This is a genomic window from Serratia microhaemolytica (assembly GCF_004011885.1).
In the GTDB taxonomy this organism is placed as follows: Bacteria; Pseudomonadota; Gammaproteobacteria; order Enterobacterales; family Enterobacteriaceae; genus Serratia_G; species Serratia_G microhaemolytica.
In genome coordinates this window covers 132,469-146,582 of record NZ_SBEF01000001.1, presented here as the reverse complement: position 1 = coordinate 146,582, position 14,114 = coordinate 132,469, and the positions used below count along the sequence as shown (strand labels likewise).

The window sequence follows — 14,114 nt, the reverse complement described above, 5'->3', positions numbered from 1 at the left end:
TATATTTTAAGGTAAACTCGTTGTCAAACTTGTGTGAATAAAATGTTTATTTGTGTTTTTTATAATTTCAATTGGTGATAGTTGTTATGCGTAATCGCTTTGGCAGTGTGGTTGTAGTGTGAAGGTAGTGAATTGACGCCAACACAGCAGTGATAAAGCAAAGTGCTAGCCAGAGATCTACCCTAGCGTGATCTCTGGCTGGTGCCGTGTTCTCGGCTTTATCACAGGTGAGAAATAAGGTGAAAGTGTAATTTCTATCAGGAGGATGTCAGGCCGCCCACTGTAGTTATACTGTGGGCAGCAATCGTCTGCTGTTAGTCACTCAATTTGAGTGAAGTTTTGCGTTTCAATACCTGAGTCAGTACCAAGTAATAGATTACGCCAACGGCTAACCAGCTCAAGCCAAGGGATTTGGCTTCCCATTCCATTTCGTACAGCACAAAGCCGATAATCAGCAGACCAACCAGTGGGAAAAGCAGATGGCGTAGCCAATCGGTTGATTTTTGCCGGATGATGTAGTGGTTAATCACTGATAAGTGCAGAATGAAGAAACCGGTCAAGGCGCCAAAGTTCACCAGACGGGCCAGATTATCGATGCTGCCGTTAAAATAGAGCCCTGAGCCAAGAGAGATCACCGCGACCAGTAGTGTGCTGACATAAGGTGTTTTAAAGCGCGGATGGACTTTTGCCAGAATACTGGGTAACTGACGATCACGTCCCATAGCAAACAGAATACGCGAAATGGCAGCCTGAGCTACCAGTGCATTAGCGATCCCCCATGAGAGCGCAGTCGCCCAGATGGTAGCCTGTTTCAGCCAACTGCCACCAGCCAGACTCGCGGTTTGATAGAAGGCATTATCCAGGTTTTCAAATTGCATCCCAATCGCCAAATCAGCCGCAATCCAAGTCTGTAGAATAAACAGTGAACCGACCAGCAGGAGTGCGAACAGCGAGGCTTTGCCGACCGCATCAACGCCACCTTTACTCTCTTCCGAGAGGGTTGAAATGCCATCAAAGCCCAAGAAGGAGAGCACAGCAATCGAGACGGCGCCCATCACCAGTGGCAAACTGAATTTATCGGCATTGTAAAGCGGATTTAGTGTTAAGCCGCCCGCACCTTCACCGGAGTAGAGCGCAATCAATCCACATACCACAAAGATAGCCAGAATGATAATCTCAGCCAGCAGAATGTAACGGTTGGCCTTAGCGGTAAACTGAATACCGATCAGGTTGATCACACTGTTGATAGCAATAAAAGTGACGATCCATACCCAAGCCGGTACAGTGGGCATAATCGGGCCGAGTGCGGCTGCACTGACGATATAGAGTAACGAAGGGATCAGAATATAGTCTAACAGGATCAACCAACCGGCAAAGAAACCAACCGTTTCATGTATGCCGCGCTGTGCGTAGGCATAAACCGAGCCAGAGACAGGAAAAGCACGCGACATTGACCAGTAGCTCATTGCGGTGAAGAACATCGCCACCATACCGATCAAATAGGCGAGCGCCACCATCCCTTGTGAACCCTCCCAAACAAGGCCGAACACACCAAACGGCGCAATCGGCACCATAAAGATCATGCCATAAATGATCAAGTCCTTGAGTGTCAGTGTACGGTGTAACTCTTGTTTATAACCAAATTGTTCTACAGACATGCTAAATCCCTTAATCCAACTGAATATTTAATTGTGCTGCAACACTGCGAGGCAGTGAGAAACGGCAGGTTTTCAGTGGATCGACCACCTGACAGATTTGCAAATCACCGGTAATGCTTAACAGATTGATCGCATCGGCCAGCGTCAGCTCGCTGTTATCAGCAACAAACTGCGCCATATTGCGGGTAGCTAATTGTGCGGCTTCATCCAGTGTCAGTGCGGAAGCGAGGGTGTAGATTGTATCGGCAGTGGTCACCATGGGTGTGGGTAACTGGCGTTGTTTAATCACTTGTAAGTTAACCACCACTTCACCCGGGATCTCTAAGCCACAGACTGAGACCTCACCATCCCCCATCGCGGCATGGAGATCACCCAGTGCAAACAGAGCACCACTTACATTCACCGGTAGCCACAATACACAACCCTCAGTGATAATTTTGCAATCCATATTACCGCCATGTGCATCGGGTGTTCCGCAGGGCACCGGCTCTCCGGCGGGGGCGACACCAATCACGCCAATCATTGGCTTTAATGGCCAGCGCACGCCGCCAGGCAGTAGTGCATGATCAGCCTCTAACGGCACGATCCGAATTTGTGGTTGTTGTAACTGATCACCAATCACCCCCAAACCAGGCGCCGTGACCATCACTGCCTGCTTACTGCGTGGTGTAATACGCTTAATCTCTACCCGGAGCAAATCGCCAGGCTGTGCGTCTTTAACATAGACTGGGCCGGTAGCCGGATTGATACGGCCCCAGTCTAGGGCAGTAAATGTCGCCTGTTCAGATGCGATCTGATCCGAAAAGCAGTCGCAGGTTTCAAAACAGACATCACTACCACTGGCTACTTCAGCCACCGGTACATTCTCACGCGACATGGCGTATACCACCTGTGTATGAGTGATTCTTTCCATGGTGATTCCTATAGCATCATTAATAAGTTGTTTTGGTATAAATGGTTAATTCAGAGTCTGCCCCAGAAATATCCTAATGTGCCAACCACTGCTGAATTTCAACAGCATGATTGTCATACAGTAATTTGACACTGATCAGCAGTGACATTACCACAATCATCGGTCTAATCAGGCGTTGACCTTTACTCAACACCATCCGGGCACCTAAGCGCGCGCCAATCACCTGGCCGAGTAACATAATCAGGCCAATGTTCCATAGCACTTTGCCAGCGATAATAAATAGCACCAAGCTGCCTAAGTTAGAAGTGAAATTGAGTACCTTGGCATGTGCAGTCGCTTTGGCAAGATTAAAACCGCACAATGTGACATAAGCTAAAGCATAGAAGGAACCGGCACCTGGGCCAAAAAAGCCGTCATAAAAGCCGATAATCGCGCCAGCAAACAGCCCAAAAGCGAATCCGCCCAAGCGCCGTTGTTGGTCATATTGGCCGAGTTGTGGCGTGAGTAGGAAGTAGCAGCCGATGGCGATCACCAGCAGTGGCAACATTTGCCGCAGTAGATCAGCGTGCAGATGCTGAATTAACAGCGCCCCAAGCACTGAACCCAACAGGGTAAACAGAATAGTCAGCTTTTCGGCCGCCAGGTCGACTGCACCACGGCGGACAAAATACCAACTGGCAGAGAAGGAACCGCCTACCGCTTGCAGTTTGTTGGTTGCCAGTGCCTGAGCAGGTGGCACACCGACAGCTAGCAGTGCCGGTACGGTCAGCAGGCCGCCGCCGCCAGCGATAGAGTCAATGAAGCCAGCCAGCAGTGCGACTAAAAAAAGTAGGCCAAGTAGGGTGGGTTCAAGCAGTAACTGTTCCATAAATTATTAGCCTACAGGTTATAAGCAAGGGTGACCGGTGTTGATCCACACCGGTCAGTCCAGTCCACTTAACTGTTTCGATAACAACGTATTAGCGATTGGTGAAATGGCGATCTAACACCGCTTGACAAGCTGCGGGTGGTGCTGGTGGCGGAGTGTTAACCGGGTTTGCATTTGGTTGCGGGGTTTCAAACCAACTGGCCAACTCACTGCCACAACCATCACCATTGGGTGGTGCGGGTTGTTCAATACACTCATGGCTGCCTGCCGGACAGCTTAGACGGACATGCATATGGGCACGATGACCAAACCAAGGGCGTACTTTATGCAGCCAGTTGCGATCGCTGCCAGCTTCCTGGCATAGCTGCTGCTTGATCGCGGGGTGGACAAAAATGCGCGTCACTTTACTGTCCTGTGCAGCCAATTTGATCAACGTGCCGATCTGTGGTTGCCAGAGTTGTGGCTGTACCTTCTTACCATCGGCAGAGACCAGATCAATCGGCTGTGGTTTAAGCAGTTGCTGTTCAGTCCAGCGCTGCTTCGGTAGTTGGAGCCAGATATCGACATCTAGCCCAGATTGGTGGCTAGCGTGGCCACTACTAAAACGCCCACCGGCAGGCATGGCCAGATCGCCAATCAACACGGTGCCCAATGCCTGCTGGTTAGCCTGTTTGGTAAAGCGTTTGATAAATGCCAGCAGATCCGGGTGACCAAAGTAACGGCGCTGATCTGGGCGCATCACCTGATAGTGTGCTGAATGCAACGGTAAGGTGTGCGCGCCAATAACACAACCGTTGGAGAAACTGCCGATTGCTTTCGGTGCTCCCTTGATCGGGTGCTCAATTTGTTGCCAGGGAGTCGAGGCAAAGAGAGAGCTTGAGATCATCAAAGCCGCAGAGCCTAGTAGCCATTTTTTCATTATGTTCAGATTCTCGTTAATACGCTGTAGAACGCACGGGATCACCATTTTGTGCGCGCTGGCGCAGCAGGTGATCGAGCAAAACTATCGCCATCATTGCTTCCGCGATCGGTACTGCACGGATACCGACACAGGGATCATGACGACCACGCGTCACCATCTCAATGGCTTCCCCTTGGCTGTTGATGGTTCTCCCTGGCACCATGATGCTCGACGTTGGTTTCAGTGCCAAATGGGCGATGATCGGCTGACTGCTGCTAATGCCACCTAAAATGCCGCCGGCATGATTGGTCAGAAAACCTTCAGGTGTTATTTCATCACGGTTTTCGCTACCACGTTTATTTACCACCGCAAAGCCATCGCCAATTTCCACTCCTTTTACCGCATTGATGCTCATTAACGCGTGTGCCAGATCGGCATCTAACCGATCAAATACCGGCTCACCTAGTCCAGCAGGCACATTTTCTGCTATGACGGTCACCTTGGCACCGATCGAATCTCCCTCCTTTTTCAGCGTGCGCATCAACTGATCCAAGCGTTCGAGCTGATCGGCATCTGGGCAAAAGAACGGGTTCTGCTCCACCTGTTGCCAATCTTTCAGTTCACAATTGATGTCGCCCATCTGTGCCAGATAGCCACGAATCACCACCTGATATTGCTGTGCCAGATATTTTTTTGCGATCGCACCAGCAGCAACGCGCATTGCAGTTTCGCGCGCAGAGGAGCGGCCGCCGCCGCGATAGTCACGAATGCCATATTTTTGCTGGTAGGTGTAATCGGCATGACCTGGGCGAAACAGATCTTTGATCGCACTGTAATCTTGCGAACGCTGGTCGGTATTTTCAATCAACAGGCCGATGCTGGTGCCGGTGGTTACACCATCAAATACACCAGAGAGAATTTTTACCTGGTCAGGTTCGCGCCGTTGGGTGGTATAGCGTGAGGTTCCAGGGCGGCGGCGATCAAGATCATGTTGGATATCGGCCTCGGTTAATGCGATGCCCGGAGGAACACCATCGACAATACAGCCTAGCGCCACACCGTGAGATTCACCAAAGGTGGTGACTCGGAAAAACTGCCCAATACTGTTTCCTGCCATCACGGCTCCTTACTGTTTTTACTGTCGGTTGTTTTTACTGTAGGTTGTTAATTGCATCAGGTCCTAGCGACTGGCTGCACGCTAGCTACGGTAAAGGCTAAAGTGCTGCTTACAGTCCAGCAACTGTTGCCGAGTTAGCATAAACACGCCATCGCCGCCATTGGCAAATTCGAGCCAAGTAAACGGGATGTCGGGATAATGCTCAATCAGATGAACCATGCTATTGCCTACTTCACAAATCAGCACGCCATTATCACTGAGATAATCTGGCGCACAAGCCAGTATACGGCGAACTAGCTTCAAACCATCACTGCCTGCGGCGAGAGCCAACTCGGGTTCAAAACAGAACTCTTTTGGTAAGTCAGCCATATCTTCTGCATCAACATAAGGCGGATTGCTGATGATCAAATCATAAGTAATTGGCGGCAGATCACGGAACAGATCAGAACGGATCGGCGTGACTTGTTGTTCAACACCATGTGCCTGAATATTTTGCTCTGTAACGGTCAGCACATCATTTGAGATGTCAACCGCATCAACCGGTACGTCAGGGAAGGCCTCGGCACAGGCAATCGCAATACAACCGCTACCGGTACACATATCCAGAATATGCTGCGGCGGCTGAGTTAACTGGTTGCTGAAATTTTGTAGGATCAACTCACCGATCGGTGAACGCGGAACCAGTACACGCTCATCGACATAGAATTCCAAACCACAGAACCAGGCCTTGTTGGTCAGATAAGCCACAGGTACCCGCTCGTTGACTCGGCGGATCACCCGTTCGACGATACGCTGCCGTTCACTGTGAACCAGTCGCGCGTTGTGCATAGTGCTGGGCAAATCAAGTGGAAGAGAGAGGCTGGGTAACACCAGTTGCAGCGCTTCATCCCAAGGATTATCAGTTCCATGTCCATAATAGATATTGGCTGCACTAAAGCGACTGACTGTCCAGCGCAATATATCTGCAATGGTATGTAGCTCATTGACCGCCTCAACGGCTTCTTCAACGAAAATTTTGTCCAATTTGCTCTCCCACGGGCACGATAATTTGACAAGTGGAGCAGGGCAAAAACAGGGGAATACAGAATCAACAGCGGTTGACTCAAGCGTGCTTATTGCTCTTGCTGCTCCGACAAACGAACGGTTAGTTTGCCATGAAGCCGACAACAAATCAGCAGCAATCACCCGCACTAAGGTACTATCCGCACCATTTTTACATCGACAGTCACCAATAGCAGGGTAAACTAGGCGTCCTGAAACTGTTTACCTGGGTTTATGATGCAAAAGAAGCTGTCATTGAGCAACGAAGAGTTATTGCTCTTTAGAGAGACGATTGCCGGTGCGAAGCCACTGCGGCAAGACACCATTGTCCCTGTGCCGGCGGTAAAAACGCCGAGGATACCACCACAGCGGTTGTTACAGGAGCAGAGTGATGCCAGCTTCTATTTTTCGGATGAATTTCAGCCGCAGTTGAGTGATGATGGCCCCAGCCGCTATGTTCGCGCGGACTACAGCCACTATGAACTGAAGAAGTTACGGCGTGGTGATTACCAGCCAGAGCTGTTTCTTGATCTGCATGGTTTAACACAATTGCAGGCGAAGCAGGAGCTGGGCGCATTGTTAGCAGCCTGTAAACGTGAACATGTACATTGTGCTTGCGTGATGCATGGGCATGGAAAACATGTACTGAAACAGCAGACGCCATTGTGGTTGGCGCAACATCCGGATGTGCTGGCTTTTCATCAGGCTCCAAAGCAATGGGGCGGCAGTGCTGCGCTGCTGATACTGGTTGAACTCAGCGAATAACCTCCTGCCTGCTGCTAGACGAGACTGGCAATCGTTCAATCGCTGCTAACAGCAGTACCATCGCCTGCGAGCGCGTTATCGCAGCCAAACGGCAGTCGCCAAGCTCGCCCTATCGATGTGCTTAGCGGGGAAGTTTGGCTGGGTTAAGTTGCCAAAGCAGCCTTCCATACCCCTCGGTTGGTAACTCAACGGCGGCAATCTCGGCGGGAGCGAACATCGGCGGAGCTTCCGCTGGGCAGAGTTCTGCCACTAAATAGCCAACCAATGGTAGGTGTGAGACCAACAGCACACAACGCACGCCTTGTTGTTGTAGTCGCTGTAGATAATCGCTGACCCACTCAGCTTCACCATTCGGTGTTAACTCAGGCAGCACCTCTTCATTCAGTGTTAGCGTTAACGCCTCACGCATTGCTTCTAAGGTTTGTCTGGCTCGTAGATAAGGACTAACTAGGATATGGTCGATCTGCACATTTTGCTGATTTAACCATTGTGCCATGTGACGTGATGTTTCACGGCCATTGGCTGTCAATGCCCTCAGTGCATCACTGGCAGCATTCAGCATGGCTTCGCCGTGCCGCATAATCAAAACTTGCATATAGCACCATTGTTGTTGGATCGACAATGCAACGCCCTTAGCTGCCAAGGTGGATAGCGGGTTACGCCCAGCATCTCCACCTTAGCCGACAGAGCGTATTGCATGATGCATTAATCGACAATCGGACAGATTTAACGCAAGGCCAATTGAAAAATAAGTGTTTCAGCCTGACAAGCAAAAGTGAAATCAGCCTGCAGCTCAGTTCCTTCAGCGAGAGGCATGATGCTGCTATTAATTTGGCAAGGCTCTGATTCAACACTACGTGCTTTCTCTGTCAGTGCAGCTAAAGCTTGTTCTGCTTGTTGTCGATTGGCAAAAACTTGACGGTAACTGGCAGTACAATCGGTATTATCCATGATAGTGCCAACATCGACACAGCAGCAGGCGGCTGTTTCTTGTGCATTACACTTATTGATCGCATCTGACATGATTCAAATCTCCTCATAGGCTATGGCTGGATCCAGCCAACGCAGAGCCTACCCCAGTCGGCGTGATTGACAACGCCAGTGTGGACAGTTATGGACACAGGCAGTGTGCAGAAACCGCAGCGTACAGCGACTCCGTGCGGATTTCGAGCTCGCGCCAGCGACACCATGGCAAGTCAATCACCCTACTGGAATAAGCGCTTATCATTGACTCTGGCGCAACTATACCCGTCGTTATCTAAGATGCAAGCGTCAGACTAGCAATAGCGACAAGTTGCCTGACCTAGATCGACAAGTTGGCAAAGTTCTACTAGTTTTTTCATAGCTACGACCCCGTTACGTTGTCTGTTACGTACCAGCAATCGCCATGCGAACGGGGTGGTATTCTCCTTCACTAGGGCAAGATCGTGTTGGTATCGCGCACGCTGACTGCGGTGAAATCAGTCCAGTCATGATGATGATATTACGTGGTGCCACTACGACGCTCGACTTAACTTCTGGAGTATAGTAATGAAAAATATCAATAAGTTAGCCTGTTTTTTCCTACTATCACTGGCTTCTGCCGCCAGTGCAGATGAACCACTACCCGCGCAAGCCGGGCAGGCTAACAACCCGCTAGCCAATATGCGTGCGCTGAGTATGCAAAACTTCTACCTTGGTGATATCAGTGCTAGCGATAAAAGCGGCAATCAGTTCTGGTTCCGCTACGCACAACCATTTTCACTGGGAGAGAGTAACTGGTTACTACGAGCATCTTTGCCAATCAATACATTACCGACACCACCGAATGGCGGACGCAAAACTGGGCTGGGTGATATCAATCTGTTTGCTGCTTGGCTGATTGATACTAACAGCCCAACCATGAGTTTCGGTTTTGGGCCACAATTCACCTTACCCACTGCGAGCGATAATGCGTTGGGAACGGAAAAATGGTCTGCGGGATTAGTCGGGGTTTTTTTTGATGCGACATCACCTAGGTTCCAATATGGTTATCTGGCCGGTTGGCAGCACAGTTTTGCCGGTAAAGATGAACGTGATGATGTCAATGCGGCTACTTTCCAGCCTTTCATGTTCTATCAGCTAGGTGGTGGAACTTATCTGCGTTCAACACCGATCTGGCTGTACAACTTCGAGAATGATAGCTACAACGTACCACTTGGCTTAGGTATTGGTCAGGTGATCCGGCAAGGCAACACGATGTATAACTTTTTCGTGGAGGGACAAGGTTCAGCCGCCAACGATGGCCCAGGTCAACCGCGCTGGCAGGTCAACGTCGGTCTGAATCTACAGTTTATGAATTGATCACCGTTCCGATTAGGATTAGTCGCTATTTTGGCGCAGGACAGCGTTGCTGATCCGCATATGCTCGCTGTCACTTGTGGTTTCCGAGCGCTGTCTGTCTCTAAATCGGGTGAACAAACCGGCAGCGCAATACCTGCAAAGAGGATTAATCCAGATACACCCTCACCACAATAAACGCGCACAGCGTCATGGTGATTGAAGCGAGCAGATTGAGCAGTACATTAGTCAGTGCCCAGATAAAGCGCCCACTCTGGATCAGTTGAACCACTTCGAGTGAAAAGGTAGAAAAGGTTGTCAGTCCACCACAAAAGCCGGTGATCAGCAGTAAACGCCAAAAGGGATCGATATGCTCAAGGCGTGTGATCAGTGCCAGTACCAATGCAATGATGAAACTGCCGAGCAGATTTACTGCCAGTGTACCGAGCGGAATATGCGGATGTAACGGATTCAGCTTCAAACTGAGTGACCAACGTAACACACTGCCTAAACCACCACCGATAAATACTGCCAGTAATGCACTCGGCATAATTAACACTCTCACCATTGATGTGACTTACAAAAAATGCGCGGATAATTGCACTGAACTGAACCGCCTTGCTAGCGTAGCAAGGCGGCCAGAGTAGATTTCGCTAACGATTAAGTCAGCTTCGACTCACGGGTAGCAGATGTCGCGACAGCGCTTACTTACGTCGCCAAGTGGTGCCTTGTGGACCATCTTCCAGCACAATATTCATCTGATTAAGCCGTTCACGCGCAGCATCAGCCAGAGGCCAGTTTTTGCTGCTACGTGCGTCATTACGCTGCTTAATCAATGCTTCAATTTCTGCCACTTCGCTTTGATCACGCTGTATTGTGGCCTGTAGGAACTGCTCCGGTGACTGTTGCAACAAACCGAGCACGTTTGCCAACTGGCGTAATTCGGCTGCAAGGCGACTGGCTGCTGCCTGATCATCTGCTTTTAGCCGATTGATTTCGCGCGCCAGATCAAACAGCACCGAATAGGCTTCCGGTGTGTTGAAATCATCATCCATTGCGGCACGAAAACGGGTAACAAATGCTTCACCACCAGCCGGTTGTGCATTGGCATCAGTGCCGCGCAGCGCAGTGTACAGACGTTCTAATGAAGCACGAGCCTGTTTCAGGTTCTCTTCGCTGTAGTTCAACTGGCTACGATAGTGAGCCGACAGCAAAAAGTAGCGCACAGTTTCTGCGTCATAGTGATTGAGCACATCACGAATGGTAAAGAAATTATCCAGTGATTTTGACATTTTCTCCTTGTCGATCATTACCATGCCTGAGTGCATCCAGTAGTTAACGTAACGGCCGTCGTGCGCACAGGTGGATTGGGCGATCTCATTCTCATGGTGCGGGAACATCAAATCAGAACCGCCACCGTGGATATCGAAATGGGTGCCTAACTGTTTGCAGTTCATTGCGGAACACTCGATATGCCAACCAGGGCGGCCAGGCCCCCAAGGTGATGACCAACTTGGCTCACCAGGTTTGGACATTTTCCACAACACAAAATCGAGCGGATTGCGCTTTACCTCATCGACTTCGACCCGTGCCCCAGCTTGCAACTGCTCAAGATCTTGTCGCGATAATTGGCCATAATTGGCATCACTGTCGATGGCGAATATCACATCACCATTGCTGGCAACATAAGCATGTTCACGATCAAGCAGGTTTTGGGTGAGCGCGATAATTTCAGCAATATGCTGTGTGGCGCGCGGTTCAACGTCTGGTCGTTCGATCAGTAATGCATCAAAATCGGCGTGCATTTCTGCCAACATACGCGTGGTAAGTTGGTCGCAGCTTTCACCATTTTCGGCAGCACGCTTAATGATCTTGTCATCGACATCGGTGATATTGCGCACATAGCGCAGTGAATAGCCAAGATAGCGCAGGTAACGCGCGACGACATCAAAAGCAACAAAGGTACGACCGTGGCCAATATGGCATAAATCATAAATCGTCACCCCACAGACATACATGCCCACGTTGTTAGCATCGATGGGCTTAAAAGTCTCTTTTTGGCGGCTCAGGGTATTGAAGATCTTTAGCATCAGAACGTTCCATGGAGTGCGAAATTTAGCAGAATGATAGTCTATTGAACCGTGAAGAGCGCACTATTGCAAGTCTCAGCATTAACTGAGGGAAGGGGCTGGATGTTTTTTCAACAGTCAATTGCAGCACGGGGCGGGGGATTGTGTGTTTTACCGACAGTAACAGAACACGTCCCTGTGTCTGTTATTAACGCTAGCTAGTCAGTATCTGATTTTTTATTTATCAATAATTTACCTTGCTGATCACGGCTAAATTCCAGCATGGCTACACCGCTTTGCCACTGTGTTGTCAAGTCGCGTTGCTGGTCGGTGAAGGAGGGCGAGTGTATTACATTGACCTGCTGACCTAAAAAGTCAGCCAATTGATGTGGTTGACTACGCAGTGAGTGATTGTCGAGAAAAGTAACCCTGGTGGTGCTATTCGGGTAAGGGTTATTGCGCACGATGAAATTGTATCTCGCGTTATCAATAGCCAGGTTATCAGTTAACTGCAACGAGCCGGTATTAAAGTTATCGCTAAATCCATCCATATTATTGGCGATCGCTTTATTGTGATGAATAATGTGGGCAACCGGCTGTCCTTCGCCACCCAACTTGAAGCCATTACCAATAGTGCCGGGGGGGGCTTTATGTCCAAATGGCAAACCATTGCGATAGGCGACACTGTTGATAATGGTGACCGGCTGATTCGGACCATCCTCAATTTTATTGAACAGATCCCAGCCGTCATCGGCGTTGTGATGTGCCAGACAGCCATCAAATAGATTGCCGACGCCAACACCGAGTTTGGCGGCAAATCCATCAGCATTGATCCCGGAATCATCACGGTTATTGTAGGAGTCACTGTTCAGTACCCAGTTATGTGCTGGCCATAAGCTGGGACTGCGATGAACGCCATTTGCGCTGATCCAGAAGCCGGTATCAGCATTATTACGCGCTATCAAACGCTCCAGTCGATTATGACTACCGGCAACGCGCAAAAAAGCTGAGCGGTTACTGGTGAGCGAACCCTCTGGATTGCCATCAAACACCAGCCCTTCCAGGATCCAGTAACTGGCATTTAGCCGTGAAGGCGTATCAGTAAAGCTGACCTGATGGCGATTGATTGCTTGTAAGCGTTTCGGTTGTTGCGGCAACCCACTCTGGCTGGCCGGCAGATTAAAACCGGGATATTGGCCATCAGCCAGCCAGATGGTTCCCCCGGGTTGCAGTTGCAACAGTGCAGTAGCAACATCTACCGGTGCCTGTAGGGTACCTGGGTTACTGGCTAAGCCGTTAGCAGAGGCATAGATCACTGAGCTGTCAGCCACTGTGGCAGTGAGCAGTTGCACCGGAAATGTCATCTCTAGCCTGTTACCAGCATTTGGCCCCTCATCGGGAAGATAACTGACCGTCAAGGTGTTAACACCGGCAGTGAGTGCAGTGGGTAGCTGTATAAATTCACCTGCTTTGGCGGGTATCGATTTAGTATGGTAAACGATCTGACCAGCGTAATTGGGGCGTAGTTGCAACACATAATGTGGCGTGAAGCTAAATTCGGGCGATAATTGCTCCAGTTCAGCCATAGGTTGCTTGCTACGCAGTGAAGGTGCCAATTTGTTGTTAACAATTTTTTCGCCGATGGTCAGTTTGGCATGATCAAACTGTGCTGTTGCGTTACGCGCAGCAAAAAAGCCAACATAAGCATATTGGCTATCCTGCGTGGTCAGAAAACCGGGGCGATCAGCGGTTTTTTGTTGTGCCTGCAATTTACCTGAGCGATCAAACCAAGAGAGCAGATAACCTGCAGCATTGCGCTCAAGCCTCAAGCGCAAAGGTTGTTGGCGATAGTCAATCGCTTGCTGGTAAGGTTTACGCTCAATCGCTATCCTGGCATTACCCCAGGCTTGCAGCACACCATCGCGTTGCACTGAGACCAGGTTGATCACGTTGTCGTTGGCTTTGTTGGTAGTCAATGCGGCATTTAATAACTGGTTGGCTGCATGAGGAAACTCTTCGTGCCCCAACGGCTGCGGCATTAACCGTGCAGGGCCGACACTATCACGCACCAATAAACCAGCGCCTTCTTGGCCATTAGGCGTTTTGCCATTTTCTGGGCCGAATTGCAGCAGCGTCATGTCGGCTTCCAGAACGAAAGCGTGGTCGGCAGGGATCTGGCGATAAAATAAGGTGATACCGTCGTGTGAATTGGCGAGCTTACCGCCACGGCTTTCGATGACAAATGAAGCCGAGAGCGGGGAAGGTTGCCCCATCGGCAATACCTTTCCGTTGTTCAGTGTGACTCGATTGACGCCAACTTTACTTGGCAGCACATTGGTAGAGAAATTGAGATCGGTTGATTGACCGAAGGTCAGTGCTTGCCACTGATCAGTCGCAACGGCTAAACCACCAGACAGTAGGCCAACCAGAGCCAAGATAGTGCGCTTCATAGTGATCCTCTTGCGTTTTCCGTTATTCTGCCAA

The 14,114-nt window shown here is 49.9% G+C and carries 14 protein-coding genes; 3 read left to right on the top strand and 11 right to left on the bottom strand.

Annotated elements, in window-relative coordinates; all coding sequences use genetic code 11:
• Positions 1-314: 314 nt before the first annotated feature.
• The 6 genes from EOJ37_RS01585 to prmB all read right to left on the bottom strand — a co-directional run bounded on the left by EOJ37_RS01585 (position 315) and on the right by prmB (position 6,480).
• Positions 315-1,658, bottom strand: coding sequence for an APC family permease (locus EOJ37_RS01585; protein WP_127956957.1), 1,344 nt, complete (start codon positions 1,656-1,658; stop codon positions 315-317).
• Between the two features lie 10 nt (positions 1,659-1,668).
• Entirely contained in the window at positions 1,669-2,571 is a 903-nt protein-coding gene (locus EOJ37_RS01580; RefSeq protein ID WP_127956955.1) for an acetamidase/formamidase family protein, read from the bottom strand.
• 73 nt (positions 2,572-2,644) lie between these two features.
• Positions 2,645-3,439 carry a TSUP family transporter gene (locus EOJ37_RS01575; RefSeq protein WP_127956954.1) on the bottom strand — a complete coding sequence of 265 codons (795 nt, stop codon included), beginning with the start codon at positions 3,437-3,439 and terminating at the stop codon, positions 2,645-2,647.
• 91 nt (positions 3,440-3,530) lie between these two features.
• A complete protein-coding gene (gene mepA, locus EOJ37_RS01570; RefSeq protein WP_127956952.1) occupies positions 3,531-4,358 on the bottom strand; it encodes a penicillin-insensitive murein endopeptidase in 828 nt (275 codons plus the stop codon).
• A gap of 16 nt (positions 4,359-4,374) precedes the next feature.
• Positions 4,375-5,457, bottom strand: a complete 1,083-nt coding sequence (aroC, locus tag EOJ37_RS01565; RefSeq protein ID WP_127956950.1) for a chorismate synthase — start codon at positions 5,455-5,457, stop codon at positions 4,375-4,377.
• A gap of 81 nt (positions 5,458-5,538) precedes the next feature.
• Positions 5,539-6,480: a 50S ribosomal protein L3 N(5)-glutamine methyltransferase gene (gene prmB / locus EOJ37_RS01560; protein ID WP_127956948.1), complete on the bottom strand. Its 942-nt coding sequence runs from the start codon at positions 6,478-6,480 to the stop codon at positions 5,539-5,541.
• Between the two features lie 255 nt (positions 6,481-6,735).
• Here prmB and smrB point away from each other — a divergent pair, with 255 nt between their 5' ends.
• Positions 6,736-7,263 carry an endonuclease SmrB gene (smrB, locus tag EOJ37_RS01555; protein ID WP_127956946.1) on the top strand — a complete coding sequence of 176 codons (528 nt, stop codon included), beginning with the start codon at positions 6,736-6,738 and terminating at the stop codon, positions 7,261-7,263.
• 121 nt (positions 7,264-7,384) lie between these two features.
• Here smrB and sixA read toward each other — a convergent pair whose 3' ends face one another.
• Both sixA and EOJ37_RS01545 read right to left on the bottom strand, forming a co-directional pair.
• Complete coding sequence (gene sixA, locus EOJ37_RS01550; RefSeq protein WP_127956943.1) at positions 7,385-7,858, bottom strand: phosphohistidine phosphatase SixA; 474 nt, start codon at positions 7,856-7,858, stop codon at positions 7,385-7,387.
• Positions 7,859-7,989: 131 nt separating this feature from the next.
• On the bottom strand, positions 7,990-8,286 hold the full coding sequence (locus EOJ37_RS01545) for a YfcZ/YiiS family protein (RefSeq protein ID WP_127956941.1): 297 nt from the start codon (positions 8,284-8,286) through the stop codon (positions 7,990-7,992).
• Positions 8,287-8,650: 364 nt separating this feature from the next.
• Between EOJ37_RS01545 and EOJ37_RS14370 the strand changes: the two genes are divergently transcribed.
• Together EOJ37_RS14370 and EOJ37_RS01540 are read left to right on the top strand one after the other, a co-directional pair.
• Complete coding sequence (locus EOJ37_RS14370) at positions 8,651-8,791, top strand: hypothetical protein (protein ID WP_155522470.1); 141 nt, start codon at positions 8,651-8,653, stop codon at positions 8,789-8,791.
• A 2-nt stretch (positions 8,792-8,793) separates the two neighbouring features.
• The gene (locus EOJ37_RS01540; protein ID WP_127956939.1) at positions 8,794-9,585 is read left to right on the top strand and encodes a hypothetical protein; all 792 of its coding nucleotides are present in this window, start codon (positions 8,794-8,796) and stop codon (positions 9,583-9,585) included.
• A gap of 145 nt (positions 9,586-9,730) precedes the next feature.
• Here the strand turns inward: EOJ37_RS01540 and crcB are convergent, their stop codons facing one another.
• The 3 genes from crcB to EOJ37_RS01525 all read right to left on the bottom strand — a co-directional run bounded on the left by crcB (position 9,731) and on the right by EOJ37_RS01525 (position 14,080).
• A complete protein-coding gene (gene crcB, locus EOJ37_RS01535) occupies positions 9,731-10,111 on the bottom strand; it encodes a fluoride efflux transporter CrcB (RefSeq protein ID WP_127956937.1) in 381 nt (126 codons plus the stop codon).
• Between the two features lie 154 nt (positions 10,112-10,265).
• Positions 10,266-11,651, bottom strand: a complete 1,386-nt coding sequence (gene cysS / locus EOJ37_RS01530; protein ID WP_127956935.1) for a cysteine--tRNA ligase — start codon at positions 11,649-11,651, stop codon at positions 10,266-10,268.
• 197 nt (positions 11,652-11,848) lie between these two features.
• On the bottom strand, positions 11,849-14,080 hold the full coding sequence (locus EOJ37_RS01525; protein WP_127956933.1) for a right-handed parallel beta-helix repeat-containing protein: 2,232 nt from the start codon (positions 14,078-14,080) through the stop codon (positions 11,849-11,851).
• Positions 14,081-14,114: the final 34 nt, after the last annotated feature.

Coding starts and splice junctions, on each gene's coding strand:
- EOJ37_RS01585 (WP_127956957.1), bottom strand. CDS start 1,658: ATGTCTGTAGAACAATTTGGTTATAAACAAGAGTTACACCGTACACTG.
- EOJ37_RS01580 (WP_127956955.1), bottom strand. CDS start 2,571: ATGGAAAGAATCACTCATACACAGGTGGTATACGCCATGTCGCGTGAG.
- EOJ37_RS01575 (WP_127956954.1), bottom strand. CDS start 3,439: ATGGAACAGTTACTGCTTGAACCCACCCTACTTGGCCTACTTTTTTTA.
- mepA (WP_127956952.1), bottom strand. CDS start 4,358: ATGAAAAAATGGCTACTAGGCTCTGCGGCTTTGATGATCTCAAGCTCT.
- aroC (WP_127956950.1), bottom strand. CDS start 5,457: ATGGCAGGAAACAGTATTGGGCAGTTTTTCCGAGTCACCACCTTTGGT.
- smrB (WP_127956946.1), top strand. CDS start 6,736: ATGCAAAAGAAGCTGTCATTGAGCAACGAAGAGTTATTGCTCTTTAGA.
- sixA (WP_127956943.1), bottom strand. CDS start 7,858: ATGCAAGTTTTGATTATGCGGCACGGCGAAGCCATGCTGAATGCTGCC.
- EOJ37_RS01545 (WP_127956941.1), bottom strand. CDS start 8,286: ATGTCAGATGCGATCAATAAGTGTAATGCACAAGAAACAGCCGCCTGC.
- EOJ37_RS14370 (WP_155522470.1), top strand. CDS start 8,651: ATGCGAACGGGGTGGTATTCTCCTTCACTAGGGCAAGATCGTGTTGGT.
- EOJ37_RS01540 (WP_127956939.1), top strand. CDS start 8,794: ATGAAAAATATCAATAAGTTAGCCTGTTTTTTCCTACTATCACTGGCT.
- crcB (WP_127956937.1), bottom strand. CDS start 10,111: ATGCCGAGTGCATTACTGGCAGTATTTATCGGTGGTGGTTTAGGCAGT.
- cysS (WP_127956935.1), bottom strand. CDS start 11,651: ATGCTAAAGATCTTCAATACCCTGAGCCGCCAAAAAGAGACTTTTAAG.
- EOJ37_RS01525 (WP_127956933.1), bottom strand. CDS start 14,080: ATGAAGCGCACTATCTTGGCTCTGGTTGGCCTACTGTCTGGTGGTTTA.